17 protein-coding genes are annotated in these 24,770 nt (G+C 53.9%); 12 read left to right on the top strand and 5 right to left on the bottom strand.

The genetic code is table 11. From position 1 onward, the window contains the following. The first annotated feature begins 493 nt into the window (after positions 1-493). Both MKY64_RS04870 and MKY64_RS04875 read left to right on the top strand, forming a co-directional pair. The gene (locus MKY64_RS04870) at positions 494-1,795 is read left to right on the top strand and encodes a GntP family permease (protein WP_036731666.1); all 1,302 of its coding nucleotides are present in this window, start codon (positions 494-496) and stop codon (positions 1,793-1,795) included. A gap of 27 nt (positions 1,796-1,822) precedes the next feature. After that, the gene (locus MKY64_RS04875) at positions 1,823-2,968 is read left to right on the top strand and encodes a glycerate kinase (protein WP_339310598.1); all 1,146 of its coding nucleotides are present in this window, start codon (positions 1,823-1,825) and stop codon (positions 2,966-2,968) included. Between the two features lie 515 nt (positions 2,969-3,483). Here the strand turns inward: MKY64_RS04875 and MKY64_RS04880 are convergent. Together MKY64_RS04880 and MKY64_RS04885 are read right to left on the bottom strand one after the other, a co-directional pair. Continuing rightward, positions 3,484-4,512 carry a CdaR family transcriptional regulator gene (locus tag MKY64_RS04880; protein ID WP_339310595.1) on the bottom strand — a complete coding sequence of 343 codons (1,029 nt, stop codon included), beginning with the start codon at positions 4,510-4,512 and terminating at the stop codon, positions 3,484-3,486. A 301-nt stretch (positions 4,513-4,813) separates the two neighbouring features. Continuing rightward, positions 4,814-5,728 carry a dihydrodipicolinate synthase family protein gene (locus tag MKY64_RS04885; protein ID WP_340951296.1) on the bottom strand — a complete coding sequence of 305 codons (915 nt, stop codon included), beginning with the start codon at positions 5,726-5,728 and terminating at the stop codon, positions 4,814-4,816. 96 nt (positions 5,729-5,824) lie between these two features. On the opposite strand from MKY64_RS04885, the gene MKY64_RS04890 reads away from it, so the two are divergent. Genes MKY64_RS04890 through MKY64_RS04900 form a run of 3 tightly spaced genes read left to right on the top strand, consistent with a single transcriptional unit; the run spans position 5,825 to position 10,187 of the window. Next, positions 5,825-6,583, top strand: coding sequence for an IclR family transcriptional regulator (locus tag MKY64_RS04890; RefSeq protein WP_340951297.1), 759 nt, complete (start codon positions 5,825-5,827; stop codon positions 6,581-6,583). 41 nt (positions 6,584-6,624) lie between these two features. Then, positions 6,625-8,604, top strand: a complete 1,980-nt coding sequence (locus tag MKY64_RS04895) for a YjhG/YagF family D-xylonate dehydratase (protein WP_445323336.1) — start codon at positions 6,625-6,627, stop codon at positions 8,602-8,604. After that, positions 8,601-10,187 carry a glycoside hydrolase family 43 protein gene (locus tag MKY64_RS04900; RefSeq protein ID WP_340951299.1) on the top strand — a complete coding sequence of 529 codons (1,587 nt, stop codon included), beginning with the start codon at positions 8,601-8,603 and terminating at the stop codon, positions 10,185-10,187. The genes MKY64_RS04895 and MKY64_RS04900 overlap by 4 nt, the downstream gene beginning before the upstream one ends. Positions 10,188-10,728: 541 nt before the next feature. Here the strand turns inward: MKY64_RS04900 and MKY64_RS04905 are convergent. Together MKY64_RS04905 and uxuA are read right to left on the bottom strand one after the other, a co-directional pair. Next, positions 10,729-12,345 carry a mannitol dehydrogenase family protein gene (locus MKY64_RS04905; protein ID WP_340951301.1) on the bottom strand — a complete coding sequence of 539 codons (1,617 nt, stop codon included), beginning with the start codon at positions 12,343-12,345 and terminating at the stop codon, positions 10,729-10,731. Continuing rightward, complete coding sequence (gene uxuA, locus MKY64_RS04910) at positions 12,346-13,422, bottom strand: mannonate dehydratase (protein WP_340951304.1); 1,077 nt, start codon at positions 13,420-13,422, stop codon at positions 12,346-12,348. Between the two features lie 227 nt (positions 13,423-13,649). On the opposite strand from uxuA, the gene MKY64_RS04915 reads away from it, so the two are divergent. Next, the gene (locus MKY64_RS04915; RefSeq protein WP_036731680.1) at positions 13,650-14,303 is read left to right on the top strand and encodes a GntR family transcriptional regulator; all 654 of its coding nucleotides are present in this window, start codon (positions 13,650-13,652) and stop codon (positions 14,301-14,303) included. Between the two features lie 207 nt (positions 14,304-14,510). Here MKY64_RS04915 and MKY64_RS04920 read toward each other — a convergent pair whose 3' ends face one another. Then, the gene (locus MKY64_RS04920; RefSeq protein WP_340951308.1) at positions 14,511-15,416 is read right to left on the bottom strand and encodes an AraC family transcriptional regulator; all 906 of its coding nucleotides are present in this window, start codon (positions 15,414-15,416) and stop codon (positions 14,511-14,513) included. 185 nt (positions 15,417-15,601) lie between these two features. On the opposite strand from MKY64_RS04920, the gene MKY64_RS04925 reads away from it, so the two are divergent. From MKY64_RS04925 to MKY64_RS04950, 6 genes are all read left to right on the top strand, one after another. Next, complete coding sequence (locus MKY64_RS04925) at positions 15,602-17,686, top strand: alpha-glucuronidase family glycosyl hydrolase (RefSeq protein WP_340951311.1); 2,085 nt, start codon at positions 15,602-15,604, stop codon at positions 17,684-17,686. A 32-nt stretch (positions 17,687-17,718) separates the two neighbouring features. Next, positions 17,719-18,513: a Nif3-like dinuclear metal center hexameric protein gene (locus MKY64_RS04930; RefSeq protein ID WP_036731687.1), complete on the top strand. Its 795-nt coding sequence runs from the start codon at positions 17,719-17,721 to the stop codon at positions 18,511-18,513. Between the two features lie 298 nt (positions 18,514-18,811). Further along, positions 18,812-21,100: an AraC family transcriptional regulator gene (locus MKY64_RS04935; protein ID WP_340951315.1), complete on the top strand. Its 2,289-nt coding sequence runs from the start codon at positions 18,812-18,814 to the stop codon at positions 21,098-21,100. A gap of 173 nt (positions 21,101-21,273) precedes the next feature. Then, entirely contained in the window at positions 21,274-22,884 is a 1,611-nt protein-coding gene (locus tag MKY64_RS04940) for an extracellular solute-binding protein (RefSeq protein WP_340951317.1), read from the top strand. An 84-nt stretch (positions 22,885-22,968) separates the two neighbouring features. Further along, complete coding sequence (locus MKY64_RS04945) at positions 22,969-23,877, top strand: ABC transporter permease (RefSeq protein ID WP_036731695.1); 909 nt, start codon at positions 22,969-22,971, stop codon at positions 23,875-23,877. Positions 23,878-23,889: 12 nt separating this feature from the next. Beyond that, entirely contained in the window at positions 23,890-24,768 is an 879-nt protein-coding gene (locus tag MKY64_RS04950) for a carbohydrate ABC transporter permease (RefSeq protein WP_339249689.1), read from the top strand. Positions 24,769-24,770: the final 2 nt, after the last annotated feature.

The following is a 24,770-nucleotide window of genomic DNA, read 5'->3' on the forward strand; positions in this document are numbered from 1 at the left end:
AGCTTTTTTTGCATGTTCAAGGTCTCGTAACTGAAGAAGAACTGAATACTTTTCTTTAGATTTTGAACTATATGTCTGAGTATATTTTGGCTGTACCTTCTTAAGTAATCATTCTCACTCAGTTTGTATAAGCAATACACCTAAAATCCTGCAACCCTGACTGAACTTTAAAGCCTTATGATGAGGGAAGTAATGAAATATAATGATGATATTAGGACAGTTGGAGGAGAAGAGGGCAGGAGATGGCCAGCACCAGGAGCTCGGCAGGGAAGTTGAAAAGTGGGTTTGCTGACTTCTATCAGATACGGTTGACGACATCATTAAAGAGAACCGTTCGTATTTCTTTGCAGAGCACCTATTCCAAAATTGAGATATACCCCCTATTCCGTTGGTCACTTGCACAATGCATTTCGTCCGTTCATCAATATTCTTTTCCTCCCCCCAGACCTTATAATGAGAGCGTGTTCAACAAGTTGTTAGGGGGATATTTGAAATGGAAGGATTAATCATTGGTTGGTATGGAGCGCTCGCAGGACTGGCAATTGCCATTATTCTGATCCTTAGAAAATTAAATCCGGTCTACGCTCTGTTCCTGGGTGCCATTGTAGGGGCGCTGATCGGCGGAGCCAATCTCGAACAGACCGTAAGTGTTCTTGTAAGCGGTACACAAAGTGTGATGGGCACAGTGCTGCGGGTGCTGGCCGCCGGTGTGCTCGCTGGTGTGATGATGGAGTCGGGTGCGGCTGAAGCCATAGCCCAGGCTATTGTCCGAAAGTTCGGCGGAAGCAAGGCCATTCTGGCCCTCGCGCTGGCAACTATGGTCATTACGGCAATGGGCGTATTCATCCCGGTAGCGGTGCTGATTGTGGCTCCGATTGCTTTATCCGTAGGCAACAAAATGGAGATCTCGAAGCTGGCGCTGCTGCTGGCCTTGTCGGGCGGGGGGAAGGCAGGTAACATTATTTCACCGAATCCGAATACGATTGCTGCTGCGCGCGGCTTTGATCTTGATCTCAGCAATGTTATGCTCGCAGGCGTAATCCCGGCAATCTGCGGATTAATTGTAACCGTTATCTTAGCCACCCTGCTGAAGAAAAAAGGCGTCATGGTTACCACGGCAGAAGCTGCGAACGGTGCGGACAACGCGAATACGGCCGCTTACCCGCCGCTTAGCAGAGCTATTGTGGCTCCGCTCGTGGCCATCGTCCTGCTCATGATTAACCCGATCGGCTCCATCTCCGGGATCGAAGCGTTGACCAAGCTTAAGGTGGATGCGCTATACATTCTGCCGCTGGCGGGGATTATCGGGATGCTGGCGATGGGGCAAGGCAACAAGGTACTGCAATATACATCCTCCGGCCTTAGCAAAATGACTGCAACCGTCCTGATCCTGATCGGAGCAGGCGGTATCGCCGGTCTGATCTCCGCTTCCGATCTGTCCGCCCAGGTGGTGCATCTGATTGAGCTGTCCGGGATTTCCGGGACGTTCCTGGCACCGATCTCCGGGATACTGATGGCTGCGGCTACCGCCTCAACATCCACGGGTGTTATTGTCGCTACCGGCTCCTTCGGACAGGCCATTCTGAATATGGGCACGGCTCCGCTGGCTGCAGCTGTAATGGTTCATACCGGAGCTACGGTGATCGACTCGCTGCCGCAGGGCACTTACTTCCATGTTACGGCGGACAGTATGAAAATGTCGATCAAGCAACGTATGGGGCTCATCCCGTATGAGGCCATAGTTGGCGGCACGATGACGATTGTGGCTACGCTGGTTTACGGATTTTTACTCTAAGATCAATATTATAGATGAGGTGTGGAAATGAGAGAGAGAACCTTTGTACTGGCGCCGGATTCCTTCAAGGAGAGCATGACCGCGAAAGAAGTATGTACAGCGATGGAGGCCGGACTCCGCAAAATATACCCTGAAGCAACCTACATCCATGTTCCGATGGCGGACGGCGGGGAGGGGACCGTACAATCCCTTGTCGACGCATCCGGCGGAGAGATTCATTATCTGGAAGTTGCAGGACCGCTGGGACAGCCGGTGACGGCACAATTCGGCATTCTCGGCGACGGCCAGACGGCGGCAATCGAGATGGCTTCGGCCAGCGGCATTCAGCTAGTGGACAAGGCGGAGCGGAATCCGCTGATCACCACCACCTACGGCACGGGCGAGCTGATTCTGGAATGTCTGAACCGTGGTATCCGCAAAATCATCATCGGCATCGGCGGCAGCGCCACCAATGACGGTGGTGCCGGAATGGCCGAAGCGCTTGGCGCCCGATTCCTGGATGAAGCGGGGGACTTACTTCCGCGCGGCGGCGGCAGCCTGGGACGGCTGGCGAGTGTAGATGTTAGCGGGCTAGATGCGAGACTGCAGCAGGTTCAGCTCATTGTTGCCTGTGATGTGACTAATCCGCTCTGCGGGGAGCAGGGGGCTTCAGCCGTATTCGGTCCGCAAAAAGGGGCCACGCCCGACATGGTGCAGCAGCTTGACGCCAATCTGGCCCATTATGCGGCGGTGGTGAAGCAGCAGCTTCACAAGGATGTCCGCGACCTTCCCGGAGCCGGTGCAGCGGGGGGATTGGGCGCGGGTCTGATGATCTTTACGCAGGCCACGCTGCAGAAGGGAATCGAGATCGTGATTGAATACACAGGGCTTCAGCAGAAGCTGGAGCAGGCGGACTTCGTCTTCACCGGAGAAGGCGGGATTGACTTCCAGACCAAATTCGGCAAAACGCCGTACGGCGTAGCCCGCACCGCCAAAGCCAGCGGCAAAAAAGTCATCGCCCTGGCCGGTTATATCGGCGAGGGAATCGAGACGCTCTACGCCGAAGGGATCGACGCCGTCTTCGGCATCGTTCCCGGCGCTTCGAGCCTGGAGAAGCTGCTGGCTGACGGCCCCGCCAATGTCGAGCGGACCTGCGAGAATATCGCCAGGCTGCTGAAGCTTAGCGGGCAGTAAGATTAGTTAAGTGAATGGAGCAGCGGAACCTAGTGAATAGCAGAGGTAAGTGAATATTGGAATGTAGCTAATAGTTGCGTTGCATAGAATTGCCCCAGTGGATATGATCCTCCGGGGCAATTGCTTTTATTGACGGGGTACCGCAACCTTACTCCCATGTAAGAAGTGGAAAAAGGGCATTTAATTCTCGCTAATCCGTACATTGGGGTATTTTAGATGGAAAAAGTACATTTGTTCACCCGGAAACCTGCGTTCGGTGGGGGGCTGGGCTGAACTAAATGCCTTTTTTCCAATAAACTCCCCAGCTTGTCATTTAGCCGGAAATTAGATGTACTTAATCCACCTATGATCGTGTTGAAATTTTAGCTTATAGAAGAAGCACTTAAGAAATTAACAAAAAGCAAAAAGAAGCGGAGGGGAAATTTGCAACTGGAGGAGCGTTAGCGACCGCCTTTGTGTTTGGATTTCTACCGCCAGGCTTTGAGTTCTAATAGCAAGTGCTTCTTTTATAGTATCTACTTATACAACGCCAGCAGCTCATGCGTAAGCTCGAAGAGCTGCAGCAAGTTCCTCGGGTCCTTGCCGGTGATGCTCTCGATCCGCTTCAGGCGGTATTGCAGTGTATTGCGGTGGATGTTCAGCTGCTCAGCCGTCTGCGAGACGCTGCAATTGTGATTGATGAAGCTGCGGAGCGTCTCCAGCAGATCGGCGGTATCCTCCAGCTTGATCACCGTGCCGGGCTTGTCTGACAGCTTCGCCTGACTGAGCTTCACCAGGAATTCCGCATCCTCGTAGCGGATCGATTGCGCAGCAGGGCGGAGCGCCAGAAGAACGCCGAGAGCAGCTTTGGCTTGGCGGTAGCCCTCCGCGATGCTGGTCTCCAGCCGGCTTGAGGCCAGCAGGAGCTGCGGCTGATTATGCATCAGCTCCCCGATCAGTCGGCTGCAGTCCGGCCGGTTCTGGACTAGGATTACCCATGTATCCCCGTCGAGCTGGAAGGACGGGTGAAGGAACAGAAGCTTCGCCTCATCCAGCTCCGGCTGCACATGCTTGAGATAGAGCACGGTGGTCTTCAGCAGAAGATCGATCTGATAGGCTGCGGCTTCTTTTCGCAGTTTCTGGGAGTACGCTCCCTGATGGTCAAGAAGCATCTCCAGCAGAGCCTTCTTGCGACTGGCTTCGCTGGCCAGATGCTCCAGCGTATTTCTTTGTTCAATGAGCAGCGATACCGTGGTTCTCACGATATTGCAGAAGGGCCGGACCTCTTCCGGGCTGCCGGAGATTCCGATTACACCTACGCGGGTGTTGCCGATGACAATCGGTTCGTTGGTGCCCTTTTTCTCATATCGCCCGTCCTCCATGACTTCGACCCTCTGCCCGGTGGACAGCGCCTCGACAGCCCCCTGATGAACGGTGCCGACCCTTGCCTTATGTCCGCTGCCGATGATGATCCCCTCATGATTCATGATGTTGATGTTATAAGGGATGTCCATCATCATCTTGTCTACAATCTCCTGCGCCTGCTTCTCCGATAGCTGAAACAACCGGAACGCCCTCCTCGTCTTGAGCGGGTAACCGCCAATATTGCCTCTACTTCACTCATTGTGCATCTGAACAAAATTATAGACCAACCTTCACCGCGAAGAAAGGAGGAACCTCACTAAGAGCCTTGCAAGAAGCCTCACTAGGCACCTTACAAGGAACCGTGCACAAGAAGCAGCCGCACTAGGAAAAGCACAAAGCACCGCCCAGCACCAAAAAAAGCCAGCCCCAATACGGGCTGACCTTAATAGAAGGGGTGATTGTGAAAAATAAGAATGGATGAGTAGGTGCTATAAATTTCGCTTACCCTTGGGCAATACCCGCCCGGCTGAAAATCAGCTTCAGCTTCTCTTCATGCTCCGCACTCCATATACCAGGCGAAGCCAGACTGAAGGTGGATACCGGTACGCCGGACAAGCGGACGGCTTCCTTGATCGAAGCGATGAACGGGTCATCGATGGCATACAGCGCCGGAATCTCAATCAGCCGCTGCTGGAAGGACAGCACTCCGGCTAAGTCCCCCTGCTTGAAGCTGTCATACACGCCGAGCATCAGCTCTGGAGCGAAGTTCGCACTGGCAGCGATCGCTCCGTCTCCTCCGGCAGCCAGCGTGGGCAGCAAATATTCGTCGAAGCCGCAAAAGACGGAGAAGTCCGGACTAACCGCCTTAACCTGCATGATCATCTGGCGGATATGGCTAAGCTGATCCACGGTATCCTTGATGCCGAGTACATTCGGATAATGTGCGGCCAGACGGGCCACGAAGGCCGGAGTCAGATCCTGGCCTGTCATGGCCGGGAAGTTGTACAGCATGAGCGGTAAATCGACCGCTTCCAGCACAGCGGCATAATGCGCGAACAGGGCGTCCCCGCTCAGCTTGTAGTAATACGGATTCATAATGACGATGCCGGTAGCTCCATGCTCAGCGGCATGCCGGGAGAGCCGGAGGGTCTCAGCAACGGTATTGCTGCCGGTGCCGATCCAGGCCGGAAGACGGCCATTCGTATACTCCAGGCATAGCTCTGCGATCTCCTCACGCTGCTCTGCGGTGAACAGGGTGAATTCTCCGGCCGTTCCAAGGAAAAACAGACCGTGAACCCCTTTGGCGATCAGGCTGTCGATCAGCAGCTTCATTCCGTCACGGTCGAATTTTCCGGCGGAATCCAGAATGGTCGGAACGGGAGGAATGACACCTGCATTCGGGTGGCTAAGTTTCATTTTATTTTTGCCTCCTGGTTTGGTATTATAAACATATGATTATTATAGTGAACTTGGAAGGCTTAATCAATGGATTTATGAGAGGGGAATGAAGGTGTGGACCAGAAGTACTGGGTTCCGGCATTGGAACGGGCTGATCTGATTCTTAAGGCCATCTCAAGACAGACCGGAGCGCTCAAAATGACAGACCTCTGTGAGGAGACCGGCATTAACAAAAGCTCGATGTTCTCGCTGCTGCGCACAATGGAGACTCTGGGGTGGGTGGTGAAGGATGCGGGCGAGAGGTATGTGCTTGGCGCCGGGATCTCCTATTATAATACCGTCTATAATGATTCGCTTAAGCAGAATATGAATCTGGTAGAGCGGTTTCTGGCAGAGTCGGTGCAGAGTGTCGGGGCGGTGGGGGAGACCTTTCAGCTGTCGGTGCTGGACCGCGATGAGATTATTTATTTGGCCAAGCAGGAGGGGCAATCCCTGGTAAGGCTGGAGTCCAGCCCCGGGATGCGGTTTCCGGCACATGCGACGGCGATGGGCAAGATGATGCTGGCGCTGCTGCCGGAGGGAGAACTGGAACGGCGTTATTCCGGCAAAAGCTTATCCGCAGTCACCTCACATACGCTGACGGATTGGGCTGAATTCACAGCGGCCTTGGCCGATATTCGCAGAACTGGCTATGCTTTGGACCGCGAAGAGATTATCCAAGGCATCAGCTGCGCCGCTGCACCGGTACTGGATGCCTCAGGCAAGGCTGTTGCCGCTGTCAGTACTTCGATGCTTCAGCATGCCTTCACCGCGAAGCAGGAGGCTGCGGTCCGGGAGGTAACCCTGCTTGCGGCGAAGCTCTCGTTGTCATAGACATCTGGGCATATTCATTCTGAGGGAGAGAAGGGATTCATATGAAATTGACCGTACAAGAGATTATGAAGGAAGACATCATCGAAGCTGTTCCGGTACATACCGCTGCTGAAGGTCCGGCAGGCCAGCTGCCGATCACCGGGGAGGTGCTGCGGAATGCGCCGAGCGGAGAGATTTTTGGGATGACACAGAATGCCGGGATGGGCTGGAATCCGTTGCTGCTGAACCGGCCCCAGTACCTGATTCTCGGAACGATGGGCGGCATCCGGCGTGAGGACGGCACTCCGCTGGCGCTCGGATACCATACCGGTCACTGGGAGATCGGCGTGATGATGGAAGAGATTGCGGAGGAGCTTACCGCGAATGAGGGAATTCCGTTCGCCGGTTATGTCAGTGATCCCTGTGACGGCCGTTCTCAGGGAACCACAGGCATGTTCGATTCCTTGCCTTACCGCAATGATGCGGCCATCGTGCTGCGGCGGCTGATTCGTTCACTCCCTACCCGCAAGGGTGTGCTTGGCGTAGCTACCTGCGACAAAGGCCTGCCCGCCATGCTGCTGGCTCTTGCCGGTATGCATAAGCTGCCCGGAGTTATCGTCCCCGGCGGTGTAACCCTTCCGCCGGTGGAGGGGGAAGACGCAGGTAAGGTACAGAGTATCGGGGCACGGTATAGTAACGGAGAGTTGTCCCTCGAAGAAGCGGCGGATCTTGGCTGCCGGGCCTGCGCGACGCCGGGCGGCGGCTGTCAATTCCTCGGCACCGCCGCAACCGCCCAGGTCATTGCAGAGGCATTGGGTATGGCACTGCCGCATTCGGCCCTGTCTCCTTCGGGGCAGCCGATTTGGAAGAATATCGGCCGCCAGTCGGCCCGGGCCCTTCAGCATCTGGATCAGAACGGAATCGTTATGAGCGACATTCTGACAGATCAGTCGATCCAGAATGCGATGGTGCTGCACGCTGCCTTCGGCGGTTCAACGAATCTGCTGCTGCATCTGCCGGCCATCGCCCATGCCGCCGGGCTGAAGGTTCCGACCGTCGAGGACTGGAACCGGGTGAACCGGATGGTGCCGCGTCTCGTCAGCGTGCTGCCGAACGGTCCCGTGCCGCATCCGACCATCCGGGTATTCCTCGCCGGTGGAGTCCCTGAAGTTATGCTGCATCTGCGGAAGCTGGGGCTGATTGACGAGTCCGTGCTGACGGTGACCGGACGGACACTGGGCGAGAATCTGGACTGGTGGGAGAGCTCGCAGCGCCGGACGGAGCTGCGGCAGCGGCTGCTGGAAGCAGACGGTGTAGACCCGGATTCCGTGATCATGAGCCCGGAGGAGGCCAAGCGCCAGGGCATGGCGTCCACCATGACGTTCCCGGTCGGGAATCTCTGCCCGGAAGGAGCGGTCATCAAATCGGCCGCGATCGATCCTGCCGTTCTGGACAGCGAGGGTGTCTATCGCCATACCGGACGAGTGAAGGTGTTCACCACAGAGAGAGCCGCCATCCGCAGTATCAAGCTGGGTATGGTTCATGCCGGGGATATTCTGGCCGTTATCGGCCGCGGACCGAGTGGAACGGGGATGGAGGAGACTTATCAGCTCACCTCGGCGCTCAAGCATCTGCCTTACGGCAAATATGTCACCCTGATCACGGATGCCCGCTTCTCCGGCGTTTCCACCGGCGCCTGCATCGGCCATATGGGGCCGGAAGCACTGGCTGGCGGCCCGCTTGGCAAGCTGCGCGATAATGACTGGGTGGAGGTGCGGATCGATACCGTGAACCTGGAAGGAAGCGTGAATCTGGTCGGAGAAGGGGATGAGCCGCTGACCAAGGAAGCGGGAACGCTGATTCTGGCTTCGCGGACACCGCATCCGGGCCTGGCGGTAGACCCGGGTCTGCCGGAGGACACCCGGCTGTGGGCTGCTTTGCAGGCGGCCAGCGGCGGAACCTGGAAGGGCTGCATTTACGACACTGACAAAATCATTGCCTTACTGGAAGCAGGACGGCAAGCATTGGAGGAGAAACTATGAGCCGAAATCTGATTCATAATCCGATTCTGCGCGGATTTCATCCGGACCCGTCGATCTGCCGGGCTGGAGATGACTACTACATTGCTACTTCAACCTTTGAATGGTTCCCCGGCGTGCGGATTCATCATTCACGCGATCTGGTGAACTGGCAGCCGCTTACGTATGCGCTGACCCGCAGCTCGCAGCTCAATATGGAAGGGGACCCCGATTCGGGCGGCATCTGGGCACCTTGCCTCACGTACGACAATGGACTCTTTTATCTGATCTATACCGATGTCAAAAGCCGCCAGGGTGCCTTCAAGGATACACCTAACTATCTGGTGACTGCGGAGAATATCGAAGGCCCCTGGTCAGAGCCTGTGTACCTGAACAGCAGCGGCTTCGACCCCTCGCTGTTCCATGATGAAGACGGGCGCAAATGGCTGGTCAATATGCTGTGGGATCACCGCACCGGCCGCAACAGCTTCGCCGGTATTATGCTCCAGGAATATTCGGTGGAAGAGCAGCGCCTGGTCGGACCGGCTACTAACATCTACAAGGGAACGGAGCTGGCGCTGACCGAAGGTCCGCATCTATACCGGAAGGACGGCTGGTATTATCTGATTACGGCTGAGGGCGGTACGCAGTATGATCATGCGGTGACCGTAGCCCGCGCAAAGCAGATTGAAGGCCCTTACGAGACCGCTCCGGTTAATCCGCTGCTGACCTCGGCAGGCCACCCTGAACTGGCGCTGCAAAAAGCGGGCCATGCCAGCCTGGTCGAGACCCAGACCGGTGAATGGTACATGGTCCATCTGTGCGGCCGTCCGGTCAAGGACAAGTACTGTAATCTGGGCCGGGAGACTGCGATTCAGCGCGTCGAATTCACCGCCGACGGCTGGCTGGCCCTGTCCGGGGGCGGGAACACTCCGGCGCTAACGGTGGAGGGACCGGATCTTCCGGCGCATCCTTTTGCCGCAGCCGCTCCGCGTGACGACTTCGAGGCTCCGCAGCTGGATGTCCGCTGGAGCACGCTCCGCGTGCCGGCTGATGAATCCTGGCTCTCGCTTCAGGAGCGTCCGGGCTATCTGCGCCTGAATGGCAGGGAGTCGATGAGCTCCATGCACCGCCAGAGCCTGGTCGCCCTGCGCCAGCAGGCCTTCCGCTGCAGCGCCGAGACCTCGGTCGACTTTGAGCCGGAGCATTTCCAGCAGATGGCCGGCCTGATCGTCTATTACGACACGAAGGATTACCTCTATCTGCGGATCACGCACGATGAAGTCCTCGGTGGCCGAACCCTGGGACTCATCCGCTCCAAGGACGGGGTCTATGAAGACACCCTGACACCTGAGATTCCGTTGCCTGCCGGAGTAAGCGTGTCGCTTAAGATCATCATCGACGGCGAGTTCGCCCAGTTCTATTACAAGGTTAGCGAATCCACTTGGGAGCAGATCGGCCCGGCCCTGGAAATCTATCATCTGTCCGATGACTTCCCGGCCTATATCCGTTTTACCGGAACTTTCATCGGTATATGCGCCCAGGACCTCAGCGGCACGCTGCATCCGGCGGATTTTGATTACTTTGAGTATCTGGAGCAGGAGTAGGGCGGCCTATACCTGGAGCATCGAAAAGGATGCTCCCATGAGACTCCATGAGACTAAGGCTGAAAGGGAAAAATCCCACTGATTCCGCCGAAAGCGGCCGACGGGAGTAATTGAAAGGGATAAATCTCACTGATTTATCCAGATGCGCGCCAACTGAGTTAATGAGGAGCATAAGTGCCCCTGAATCCCTGAAAAGTTGGCTAAACGAGCAAATGAGGGGCAAAAGTGCCCCTGAATCCCTGAAAAGTTGGCTAAACAAGTAAATGAGGAGCACAAGTGCCCCTGAATCCTCCGGAAGCGGGCAAAGTGAGTAAATGAAGAGCAGAGTGCCTCCGCTTCCACCGCCAGCGCGGGCCAACTTCCGCAGTCTAGTGTGATTTGGTGCAGCAGAAACGCAACACTCAGCTAAGCAGACCGGTTTATACATTATCACCCTGCCACCGACATCCTTACAACGCTCACCATACAAGAAAGGCTAGGCCCTCCTTTTTCAAGGAGAGCCTAGCCTTTCTACTTATGTTCGCGCACACCCGCCCACAACTCAGGCGGTATACTTCTCCAGCGTAGCTCTTACCGCGCCCGGACCAGCCAGCATCTCGGTGAACATGCCCTCGATAGTCCCGCCGAGTCCGGCGGCGTACAGGTCCACGCCGAAGATGGCCTGGTCCTTCAGCACCGCGCGCACGCCAGCGGCCTTCGCAGCATCCGCGCCCAGCGTAATTCCTGCAAGCCGCGCTTGCAGCGATTCCAGCAGCGGGTCGGAACTGAGCGTGAACGCAGCGCCTTCATCGTTCACGCCCAGCAGATACCGGCACCAGGCCGCAATCGCTAGCGGTATAGCGGTCAACTCCCTAGGGTCGAGATCCCCGCGCAGGATATACGACTTGATCGTCTCGCCGAAGCGGATGCCGACCTTCTGTGAAGTATCGGTGGCGATCCGCTGCGGAGTGTCAGGGATGAACGGGTTGGCGAACCGTTCCTGCAGCACCTCGTCCAGGAATTGCTTCGGACTCAGGATGCCGGGATCAACCACAACCGGCAGGCCTTCCTTGTAGCCGATGGTCTCCACGAGCTTGCGAAGCGTGGCGTCCTTCATCTCATCGGCAATGAGCGTGTAGCCGAGCAGACAGCCGGTTACCGCCAGCGCCGTATGCAGCGGGTTGAGGCAGGTGGTTACCTTCATCGTCTCCACGTTATTAACCGTGTCGCGGTCCGTGAAGATAATACCGGCTTCTTCAAGTGCCGGACGCCCGTTGGTGAACTTATCCTCAATGACCAGATACTCGCTGATCTCCGCGTTAACGAAGGGAGCAGTGTACGTGTTCTTAGAGGTGACGATCACATCCATGCCGCCGATTCCCTGTTCCAGCAATGCTGCCTGGACGGATTCGGACGGGCGCGGGGTGATTTTGTCGATCATGGACAGCGGGAAGGTGATCTTCTGCTCATCCTCCAGGTAAGCCACGAACCCTTCCTCTACAAGACCTTTGGCAGCCCATTCCTTGGCGATGGTAACCATGCCGTTCTTCAGCTTGTCGCCGTTATGCGAGCAATTGTCCATGCTGACGAAGGTCATCGGGTACTGGCCCTTCAGGTAACGCTTGTAGGCGAAGGAAGCCACGATGCTCATCGCATGAACCGGATGCTCCGGTCCGCCGGCAATGTCCTTCTGCACAATGCCAAGATACTGCCCATCAGGACCGGTCAGCGAATATCCCTTCTCCGTAATCGTGAAGCTCGCCATCTGCAGACTGGGATTCTCGAAAATCTCAGTCAGGCGGCTGTAGTCCGCTTCCCTCGTCTTATCTGCGGTGATGCCTTCGACAATGCTGCTGACGATCCGCTTCTGGAAGTCGCCGGCTGCATTCATCAGCACCAGCAGGGTCAGATTATCGTAAGGCTTATAGACCTTGTCAATCATCTCGAAGTCGAAGGTCTCGGCGGCGATGATGCCGGTATTGGCCTTGCCGCTGTCCAGCAGCTTCTGGTGCGCATTCGCCACGAAGCCTCTGAAAATATTCCCCGCCCCGAAGTGAACCCACTCCGGCTTCTCTAACGTATTCTGCGCTACCGCTGCGAAATCGAACTGCGGCAGCTCTACCCCTGCGGCTTCCCAGGCTTCACGGTCCGCGATGCTGCTTCTGCTCAGACTCAGCATTTACTTGGCCCCCTTGACATTCTCCAGGCTGTCCCATACGCCGAGCAGATACATGATGCCCATCGCTCTGTCGTAGAGGCCATACCCCGGACGGCAGTTCTTTTCCTCGCCCCAGAGATGTCTGCCATGGTCCGGACGCACATAACCGGTGAAGCCGCTCTCATGATACGCCTTAACAACCTCCGCAACATCTACGCTGCCATCACGGCCCCGGTGGGATACCTCAATGAAGTCGCCGTTCTCGAACACCTTCACATTACGGATATGGGCAAAATAAATCCGGTCGTGGAACTCGCGGATCATCGCCGGAAGATCGTTATCCGGGTTCGTTCCAAGCGATCCGGTACAGAAGGTCAGGCCGTTATACGGGCTGTCCACCATGTCCAGGAAGCGGCGGATCGTATCGCGGCTGCGGATAATGCGCGGCAGTCCGAAGATCGGCCAGGCCGGATCATCCGGGTGAATCGCCATGCGGATATCCACTTCTTCACACACCGGAATGATGCGCTCCAGGAAATATTTCAGGTTGTCGAACAGCTTATCTTCGGTAACGTCAGCATAGGCCGCGAACAGCTCATCCAGCTTGGCCAGCCGCTCCGGCTCCCAGCCAGGCATCGTGAATTGTCCGGCACCCTTCAGGATGCGGTCTACCATCTCGCGCGGATTATCAGTAATGGCAGCCTTTTCATAAAAGAGGGCGTTCGAGCCGTCCGGCAGCTCCTTGTACAGCTCGGTACGGGTCCAGTCGAACACCGGCATGAAGTTGTAGCAGATGACCTTGACGCCAACCTTGGCGAGCTTGCGGATGGTATCGATATAGATGTCAATGTATTTGTCGCGGGACGGCAGTCCGATTTTGATATCATCATGAACGTTGACGCTTTCAACAACCGCTGTACTGAAGCCCTTGGCTGTGATCTGATCGGCAACCTTCTGGATGTCTTCCATCTCCCAGACCTCACCGGCCACCTTGTGGTGCAGTGACCAGACGATGCCCATAACGCCCGGGATTTGACGGATGTGGTCAAGAGTGATGTTGTCATTGCCCTCGCCGTACCATCTCCAAGTCATATTCATTATCATTTTCCTCCTTAAGTAAGATAAGCATAAATACAAATGATAACCATTCGAAGCCTTGTGACAATTGACCTTACAGAATCAGCGTTACATGTGGCATAATCTTGTATACAAGATAGGATTCGTAATGATCATAGAATATGCGTTCATCTTTGTCAATGAAATTCATATCCCTTTTCTATATAATGGGGGGAAGAACAATCCCGAACAGAAAGTTGGTCTATTCCATGACTTCCAAAAAAGAAATAATGGCCTACCTCAAGCAGGAGATTCTCTCCCTTGAGCTGAAGCCGGGGGCGATGATCAGTGAGACGGCTCTGTCCGAGCGCTTCCAGCTGTCGCGGACGCCGATCCGTGATGTGCTGAAGCAGCTGTCCCTGGAGCAATACGTCGATATTTATCCCAAAAAAGGCAATCTCGTATCCTTCATAGACCTGGAGTCCGTGGAACAGATTATCTACCTGCGCAATGTGCTGGAGAAGGAGATTATGAAATCGCTGGCCGGGAATATCCCGCTAAAAGGGCTGCATGAGCTGAGGGACAACCTTGCGCAGCAGCAGAAGTGTATTGAGCAGGCGGAGGGAGCAGAGGTGTTCCTGCAGCTTGATGACCAGTTCCACCGCACCATGTTCGGCCTGGCCGGGCGCGAATTCCTGTGGGGTGTGCTCCAGCAGTTCAATGTGCACTATATCCGCTACCGGAAGCTGCACATGCTGAAGGATGAGAAGCTGGCCGCCATCCGGCAGGAGCACCAGCAGCTGCTGGATTATATCGTGCAGGGGGACACCGCCGGGATCGACGAGCTGCTGCACCACCATCTGCGGGCGGATATCGACTCCAAGAACCTCCAGGAGCATTTCGCCACATATATCAAAAAATAGGGCTGGCCTTCATCAAGCACCGCCCGCAATAGCGCAAAAAGCCCGCCCTCATCAACGATGAAGGCAGGCTTTTACTAAAAATATAAGAACTTATAGGTTGCACACGATAACTTATCCTTCTATTTCTCGCTGAAACGGTACCGTCCTTTAAAAGGACGGCGAAGCCGCTTCTACTTGATATACAGCTGTACAGGCTCCGCGCTCTGCCTAGCTCCTGCTCTCGCGGTATTCCCGCGGCGACTGGCCGCTCCAGCGCTTGAACTGTCTGCTGAAATGGGCGATATCGCGGTAGCCGAGCAAGCCGGAGATCTGGCTGACGCTCAGGCTGTGGTCATCCAGCAGTACCTTGGCTTCATGCAGCATCTGCTCAGACAGGTAGACTCGGGGGGAGAGGCCGAATACCTGGCGGAAGACCCGGTAGCAGTGCGAGGGGCTGATCCCCAGCTCAGCGGCGATGTCGTCAACGCCATAATGGCTGTCATAGGGCACCTCCTGCTTGAACTGCTGATAGACCAGACCCTGGAGACGGCTGCGGATCTGGTGGGCCAGCTCGATCCGCTCATAAGTGCCCGGGGAGGAATTGTCAGCCTCCAGGGAGAAGACCTCCCAGAGCTGGGCGAACAGCTCGAAGACGGCAGACTGCAGCCTCATGCGCTGGGAGATCGTGATGCTGCCGGAGCCGGAGGTGGAAATCTCCACCAGCCTGCTGAGGAGCGGTCCTAATCTGTGGGCAACATTGCTCTCTGAGGTGAATAATACATGATTCAACCGGCTGAGAAGTGAAATGAACAGCTTGTCATCAATATCGAAATGGATGCAGAAATAGGTGAAGGCCCCGCCGTTTCCGCTGCGGCTGGAGTGGATGTCGCCCGGCCTCAAGAGGACCAGATCCCCGGCGCGCTGAAGGTAGCTGTGGTTGTTGACGGTGAGCAACTGCTCTCCTTCAAGCACATAATTGAATTCATATTGGGGATGGGCGTGCTGCGGATAATCCCATTCCCCGCTCACCTTGCGCAGATGCATGCCGAACAGGTTGAGCGTGGTTTTCACATCCGGGATGATAGTTTCACTAAGGCTTTGCCCCGGGACCGGCGGTTCAAAAGCTGCAACCAATAGGATCGCCCCCTGATACTTTGCGTTCTCTTGATAGGGATGTACACTTGTTATTAGTATACAGGATTCTGCTTGATTTGGGTAAATATTAGCGTGATTTGACAATGTTCCGGGGCTGCGGCTGCGTGGTAGGATGAACCTGAATGAAATCTAGTATACAAGATGTATGCAGAGGAGATATGGACATGAGACAACAATCCGGGAATGAGTATGCTGCACAATATGACAGCGGATACAATGCGTGGTTAAGCTATCCTAAGCTTCAACAAGGCCCCCTATATAAGCAATATGCGAAATGGTGCGGAGCAGTATCCGTTACAGAAGGCGGGGAGACCATCCAGGCTGCACTTCAGGAATGGACAAGAGGCATTGCCTCGCTATTGGACCTTGAGGCTGTCTCCAAGCCGCAGCCGGAAGATTTCGGTGTGGCCTTCGGCACCTTCACGGGTGATCATCCGCTGATCCAGGGCTTGTTCGAGGACAAGACCGTCCAAGCTGTAGGAGCAGAAGGGTTCGCCATCCGAACCAGCCAGTCCCTTAAATGCATCGCTGTAGGGGCTTCCTCCCAGGCAGGTGTGTTATACGGCGTCTTCCATCTCTTGCGCCTGATTGCCAGCGGCAAGGACATTGAGAATCTGGATGAAATAGTGAATCCTGTGAATTCGCTGCGGATGATCAATCACTGGGATAATTTCGACGGCAGTGTGGAGCGCGGCTATTCCGGCAGATCCTTCCTGTATGAGAATAACCAGTTCACGAAGGATATGGACAGAATTACAGACTATGCGCGGCTGATGTCTACCGCCGGCATTAACGCTATAGCGATCAACAACGTGAACGTTCATGCGCTGGAGACGCTGTTTATCTCTACTTATCTGCCGGAGGTGGCGCGAATCGCGGATATCTTCCGCATCTATGGCATCCGGCTGTTCCTGTGCGTGAACTTTGCCGGACCTATGCATGAAGGGGAAGTGGGTACGGCAGATCCGCTGGATGCAGGGGTGCGGGAATGGTGGAAGTCGAGAGCAGCCGACATCTATGCTGCTATTCCCGATTTCGGCGGCTTCGTGGTCAAGGCCGATTCGGAGAACCGTCCCGGCCCGTTCACTTACGGACGGAACCATGCAGACGGGGCCAACATGCTGGCGGAAGCCCTGGAGCCTTACGGCGGTATTGTTATTTGGCGCTGCTTTGTATACAACTGCAAGCAGGACTGGCGTGACCGCAAGACGGACCGGGCCAGAGCGGCTTATGATCATTTCAAGCCGCTGGACGGCCAGTTCCATGATAACGTCATTCTGCAGATCAAGAACGGCCCGATGGATTTCCAGGTCAGAGAGCCGGTATCTCCGCTCTTCGGTGCCCTGGAACGGACGAACCATGTGATTGAATTCCAGATTGCCCAGGAATATACCGGACAGCAGCGCCATGTCTGCTATCTCGTTCCGCAGTGGAAGGAGATTATGGAATTCGATACGCAGGCCAAGGGCGGTCCGGCCCCTGTTAAGCGGATCGTTGACGGATCGCTGTGGGGCAACCGCCTGAGCGGGATTGCGGCGGTATCCAATGTGGGCAATGACAAGAACTGGACCGGCCATCTGCTGGCTCAGGCGAATCTCTACGGCTTCGGCCGGCTGGCCTGGAATCCTGAGCTGAGTGCGGTGGAGATTGCGGCCGAATGGATCGCCTTGACATTCGGCACGGACACAGCGGTTGCCGGAGTGATCAGCCGGATTTTGCTGGACTCCTGGGAGATCTATGAGTCTTATACATCGCCGCTTGGCGTAGGCTGGATGATCAATCCCGAGCATCACTACGGCCCGAATGTGGACGGCTATGAATATTCAATGTGGGGCACCTACCACTATGCCGATCATCAGGGCATCGGGGTAGACCGGACCGTGGCGACAGGCACAGGGTACAGCGCCCAGTATATGGGCAGCAACGCCGTACGTTATGATTCCCTGGAGGAATGCCCGGATGAGCTGCTGCTGTTCTTCCATCATGTGCCGTACACTCATGTGCTGCATTCCGGCAAAACCGTGATCCAGCATATTTACGATACGCATTTCGAAGGTGCAGAGCGTGCCGAGGGGCTGCTGGACGCATGGGGCGGACTGAAGGGCAGCATCGCAGAAGGCCTGTACACTCAGGTGGAGGAACGCCTTAAGGGGCAGGCGGCTCATGCCAAGGAATGGCGCGACCAGATTAATACGTATTTCTTCCGCAAGAGCGGGATTGCAGATGCATTGGGACGGACTATCTATTAAGTTATAGGTAACAACAAGGAGGAGAAGATCTCATGGCACTGACGTTCAGTGATGTGATGGAGCATTTAGCCGCAGGGATACAGCTGCCCGTGAATACGGTGGATAAGCTTGAGCCGGACGCTGCGGGAACAGAAGTGCAGGGAATCGTGACTGCCTTCGCCGCTTCACAATATGTAGTGGAGCAGGCGGCCCGGCTTGGCGCCAACCTGGTGATCACGCATGAAGGTGTATTTTATAGCCACCAAGGTCACGGTAGCGCGCTGGAGCAGGATTCCGTCTACCAGGAGAAGTCTGCACTGATTTCAAGCAGCGGGGTAGGCATCTACCGCTTCCATGACACGATACACCGCTATGCGCTGGACGGGATCGTGGAAGGACTGCTGCAGGAGCTGGAATGGGAAGCCTATGTGGAGCGGCATCTGCCCGAGGTGTCGATCCTCTCCATTCCTGAGATGACCGTTTCCGGGGTTGCAGAGTATCTGAAGCAGAAGTTGAATATCCCTTATGTCCGCGTTGCCGGGAACCTCTCCGCCACCTGCTCCAGAGTGGGGGTACTGGTCGGTTACCGGGGGAATGGCCATTCGGTCATCCCGATGTATGAGCAGGAGTCGCTTGATCTGGTCATCGCCGGTGAAGGGCCCGAATGGGAGGTGCCTGAGTATATCCGCGATGCGGTCCGGCAGGGCAAGGACAGGGCACTCATCATGCTCGGCCATGCCGAGAGCGAAGCGCCGGGAATGAAGCTGCTGGCGGCGCGGCTGGCCCGGCAGTTCCCGGATGTGCCGGTGCATTACATTCAGGAGCAGCCCGTATTTCAGATTGTATAACTGGAGAAACCTCTTTGAAGGTGTAAGACCAAGGGACAATGGCTGTCCCTTCAGGTCTTCTGCCGGCAAAGGGGTTTTTAGTGTTCAACTGGATTGTTCGGCCGGATTGCGCACTACAGCGGTCTTGTTTACAAATTGTCGATGTGTTTCATATTGCGGATTGCCCGCCGGGCTCAACTATCATATAGTGGAATTCTATATGAGGTGAACTTGAAAACTTCACAAAAAAGGCAAAGTAACGAAGGTGAAGTCCGATCCATCCAGAATCCAGATAAGCAACAGTAAGGGAGCACAGCAGATGAATTACAAGCGCTTTAGGTTCAGTAAGAGTATAGCCTTTAAATGGATCGTCTCCTATTCTGTGATCATGCTTATCCCGCTTATTGTTAGCGCTATCATCTATCTGCAGACAAAACAGATTGTTGAGTATGAGATTGAACGTGCAGGCAGCGCCATGCTTAAGCAGATGCAGAATACAGTAGACAGCGAGATTAATCAGGCTGAGAAGCTGGCCATGCAATTATCCATTCATAGCAGTGTGAATAAATACTTAACACTTACACCTGAGACTGAGGGAGCAGGGGCCTTTCAGATCTATCAAACCCGGCAGGAACTGAGCAAGTACAAATCCGCCAATGATTTCATTGATGGAATCTATCTGTATTCTAGCAGTCTGGACAGGGTGCTGACGGATGAGACGTATACAGACAGTGAAGACTTTTATGCGATGAACAGCACGATGATCGGCTTGACCTATGAAGAATGGCTGGCGCAGCTGAACGGTGAGAGTGACATTAGCGAGGCCCCTATGCCGTTTATCAAATTTAGGCGCTGGGAGAATAAGGTTGTAATGATGAAGCCGTTCACCAGCAGCGTTGCTGACAATGGACTAAAGGGGATGCTGGTTCTGCCGCTGAACGGCAGCAAGATTCAGAGCATGCTGCAGAATGTGGACTGGGTGAATAACGGCGAGGTCTACATTGCCGATGATCATAATCAGATTTTATTTCAGAATAACGAAGCTGCTCCGCAGCTAGCTGTGCCGGACGCCCGGGCTGGGGATGAGACAGCAGGCACTTCGTTCCAGGATATCGCCGGTACGGAGAATATGGTATCCTTCATCGATTCCGATAACACCAAGTGGAAATATATCAGTGTGTTTCCTTCAAGCGTATTTTGGGAAAAAGCGCGGCATATCCGCAATTTGAACCTGCTGGGACTATTTATCAGCTTTTTGATCGGGACGGTGGTCATCTCCTACTTTGCCCGCAAGAATTATAATCCTGTCCGCGAGCTGGTTAATATGTTCTCTCCCTCCACAGATGAGCAGACACAGCGGGTGCTGGATGAATTCTCATTCATCCGGGAGAGCGCCTTGGCTACTATTCGGGAGAGGGATGACATTAACAGCCAGCAATTCAGGCAGCTGCGTGTGTTGCAGACCTACTACTTATCAAGGCTGCTCAAAGGGCAGGTGGAAGATGGATTATCACTGGAGGAAGCGGCGAGAGTCCATCACTTCCAGTGGGATTCGGAGGATTTTGCGGTACTTCTATTCTACATTCAGGCCAACGGAGAAGGCAGTCCGTCGACAAGCCTTTCCAATTTCATCGTGTCCAATATCATTATGGATTTCACAGGTCCGAATCACGGCCTGAGCTTCACCGAAATGGACGGTATGCTGGCGGCGGTGATGAATATTAACACCGGCCGCTCCGGCAACTGGAAGGAGGATATTGAAGAGGCGCTGGGCCAAACCCTGGATTTCATTCAGCAGAAATACGGTCTGCAGATTGCGATGGCTGGCAGCGGGCTGCTTCATGGGATGGGCAGGTTGCATCAGGGATATCTGCAGGCGTTGGAGGCTCAGGAATACCGGCTGGTGCTGGAAGAGAATATATCAATCTGGTATGGGGATATTGAACCACAGGAGACGGATTATTATCTGACAATCAATGATGAAGTTGTATTTATTAATCTGGTCAAAAGCGGTGAATTTGAGAAGGCTGCGGTGATGGCAGATGAGATTCTGGCCCGCTTCTTCGGTTCCCAGGCGTCCATAGAGCTTGTGAGATATGCCATGATTGATTTAACCAGCTCCATTATGAAGGCTGTCCCGCATGAAACGAAGCGCTCGAAGCTATGGGAGGAATGGCGTCCGATGAAAAGGCTCTTGGCCTGCTCCACCCGCGCAGATTTTCGTCATGAGCTGACAGAGCTGATCCAAATGGCTTGCAGCAAAGCCACGGAGAAGCTTGCACTGGTCTCAAATTCGGGAATCGGAGACGAGGTATCTGCCTATGTGCAGAATCATTATGCGGATATCAATCTTAGTGTGTCCATGATTGGTGCCAACTTCGGCATCACTCCGCAATATGTGTCCCGGTTGTTCAAGGAACAGACGGGTCAGGGGCTGCATGATTACATCAGTCAGGTTCGTACTGCCGAGGCCAAAAAATTGCTTCAGGAAGGAGTCACCATTGAGGAGGTTTCTTCCCGTGTGGGCTTCTCCAGCAGCAGTGCGTTCATCCGGGTATTCAAAAAATATGAAGGCATCACACCTGGGAGGTTCAAAACTCTGCAATAAACAAACCGGATACCCAATTTCTCTACAGGAGGATAGAAGCAGGCTGATTCTATCCTCTTTTGCGTTTTTAACAATGGATTCCGCATTTTGAATATTGTTTGTATACAAGATTCAGCTTACATTGTAGAGGCATCAAGTCGTTAACTAAACATATAACGGAGGTCGAATTAGCGATGAAATTATTTGGAACGAACAAGCTTCACAAACCGGTTGTCGTTTTGTTAGGTCTCACATTGCTGGCTTCAGGCTGCAGCAGTTCCAGGAATGTGAACAATGAGAGCGCTCCAAACACATCTGCAGGGAACGCCCCTGCTTCAAATGAAGCCGCTGCAGATTTCACTTATCCGATGACGGGCGGAATAGAGCTGACTTATATGAACGAACAGCTGGGAGGCACGCCGGAACGTCTGCCGGTCGATGACGAATACGAGAAACGCACAGGAATCATCATCAAACAGCTGGGCGGAACACCCATGACTGATCAGAAGTTCAGTCTGCTGCTGGCATCAGGTGAACTGCCGGATATCTTCCTGAATACATGGCTGCAATATCCGGGCGGTCCTGACAAGGCTGTAGAGCAGGGATATATTCTGAAGCTTAATGATCTGATTGAGCAATACGCGCCTAACCTGAAAAAGACCCTCCAGGAGCACCCGGAAATTGACAAAATGATCAAAACGGATGACGGCACCTACTATGCCTTCCCGTTCATCCGCTCGGAAGCCGGACGTGTCTATGGCGGGCCGATTATCCGTCAGGATTGGCTGAAAGAGCTGAATCTCAGCATCCCGGAAACGATTGAAGAGTGGCACACCGTATTGACTGCTTTTAAAGAGAAAAAGAATGCTGCCTCCCCTGTAACCTTTCGCACGATGTTTTTGGGTGAACGAACAGGCGGATTCGCCGGAGCCTTCGGCGTGATGGGGAACTTCTATGTCAATGATGGAAAAGTAGTGTACGGCTATCTGGAGCCGGGCTACAAGGATTACCTGACTACGATGAGCCAGTGGTACAAAGAAGGGCTGATCGACAAGGATTTCGCCTCTATTGATGCAGCTACAGTCGATAAAAAAATGACTTCAAATGTAAGCGGTGCAACGATTGGCTGGCAGTACTATATTGAGAAATATAATTCAGCCGTACAGCAAACTGATCCGAAGGCTGACTTCGTAGCCGCTCCATACCCGTCTGCTGTCAAAGGTGGACTTCCGGAGTTCGGACAGCTGGATAATGCCTATGCGGGGACAAGCTCGGCGGCCATCTCTGCCACCACCAAGAATGTCGAAGCTGCCATGCGCTGGCTGGATTACGCTTTTACCGAAGAAGGCAGAATGCTGAATACCTATGGGGTTGAAGGCACTACTTACACGCTCAAAGACGGAAAGCCCGTATATACCGATCTTGTAGTTAAGAATCCGGAGGGCCTCGGCAGTGATCAGGTCATGTCCAAATATTCTCACGGTACCAACTTCCCGATGATTCAGCAGGACAACAACCTGCCGGCGAAATATCCGGCAACTACTGAATCCATCGGCATTTGGAAACAGACCAATCATGAGAGCCACCTGCTTCCTCCGGTAACACCAACTGCCGAAGAAGCGGATGAAATGAGCAGTATTATGAACGATATCAACGCCTTTGTGAAAGAAACGGAGATTAAGATCATCCTGGGTACCGAATCTGTTGATAAATACGATCAAGCTGTTCAGCAAATGAAGGATCTGGGCATCGAGCGCGCACTGGAAATTCAACAAGCGGCCTACGAACGTTATTTGAACCGCTAACTAAACTTATAACGGCAGGGGCTGCTACAGAGAACAGATACGGGCAGTCCCTGCGTTAAACATTGCAGCAAAGGAGAGGGAAATATGCTGAAAACCAGACTGGGAAAAGACTTACTGCGCAATAAATGGCTGTATCTGATGATGCTGCCTGTCATCCTGTATTATGTTTTGTTCCACTATGTTCCGCTTTACGGAACGATTATTGCCTTCAAGCAATTTGTGCCTTCCCAAGGAATATGGGGCAGTGAATGGGTGGGGTTCAAGCACTTTGAAGCTTTTTTTTCGAGTATTTACTTTTTCCGCGTAATTAAGAACACCGTTCTGTTAAGCTTCTTCAATCTGCTCATCGGATTTCCGGCACCGATCATTCTGGCCTTGCTGCTAAATGAATTGAAAAGCCCGCTTTTCCGCCGGATCACTCAGACTATTACCTACATGCCGCATTTTATTACACTAGTAGTTGTGGCGGGAATTGTGCGCTACTTCACCTTATCGGATGGTTTGATTAACGATGTCATTGCCTATTTTGGCGGCACCCGGATCTCATTTCTGCAACAGCCCGAGTCCTTCCGCCCCATCTACATAATCAGTGAGATCTGGCAGCAAATCGGCTGGGGAACAATCATCTATCTGGCAGCCATCACCGGCATTGACCAGCAGCAGTATGAGGCTGCCAAAATCGACGGAGCGACCAAGGTTCAACAGATCCGCCACGTTACCCTGCCCGGCATTCTGCCTACGATTATGATTATGCTGATCCTGGCACTCGGAAATATTATGAATGTCGGATTTGAGAAAATCATTCTGTTATACAGCGCCAGTATTTACGAGACGGCTGATGTCATATCCACTTTTGTTTACCGTAAAGGGATTCTGGAATTCAGCTACAGCTACAGTGCGGCGGTAGGTCTGTTCAACTCCGTCATCAATTTCACCATTCTGCTGCTCGCTAACTCTTTCAGTAAACGTGCAAGTAAAAACAGTCTTTGGTAAGGGGGGACAACTATGATTAAAGCATCGCTCGGTGAACGAATCTTTGATATTTGCAATTCGATTATTATGGTGCTTATGATTATTCTGACACTTTATCCTATGCTGTATATTTTGTTCTCCTCGTTAAGTGACGGGAACCGCCTGATCTCCTTCGATGGCATTCTGCTCTGGCCGCAAGGCTTCTCGCTGGCAGCTTACAAGGCGGTGCTTAACAACCCAGTCATTCTGACCGGCTTCAAAAATACACTGTTCATCCTGGTGGTGGGACTTGGCATTAACATGACGCTTACCTCCCTGGGCGCTTATTTCCTGTCACGGGAAGGGGTCATGCTGCAAAAGCCGATCATGTTTTTCATTGTATTCACCATGTTTTTCCAAGGGGGACTGGTGCCTTTCTATCTGATCGTGAAATCCTATGGCCTGCTCGACAGCCTCTGGGCGCTGATTCTGCCTACGGCAGTTAGTACGTTTAACCTAATCATCATGCGCACTTATTTCATGGCGATTCCGAGGGAGCTGGAGGAGTCCGCTTTCCTGGACGGTGCAGGTCACTTCACGATCCTGTTCCGCATCTTCATTCCGCTGTCTATGCCAGTTGTCGCTGTGCTGATCCTGTATTATGGCGTAGGCCACTGGAACAGTTGGTTTAACGCGATGATCTTCCTGCGGGACCAGAGCCTGTTCCCGATCCAGCTTGTGGTCAGAAATATCATTCTTGAGAACGATAATGCCAGCATGCTGGGCACCACAACACTGCTCCATAGCCGGGATGTGACCGAGACGCTGAAGTATGCAGCAATTATCGTGAGTACAGCCCCAATCCTGGTGCTGTATCCGTTCCTGCAGAAGTATTTTGTTAAAGGCGTGATGGTAGGGGCATTAAAGGGGTAGGA

The sequence above is a fragment of the Paenibacillus sp. FSL R7-0210 genome (genome assembly GCF_038009085.1).
Lineage (GTDB): Bacteria > Bacillota > Bacilli > Paenibacillales > Paenibacillaceae > Paenibacillus_AQ > Paenibacillus_AQ silagei.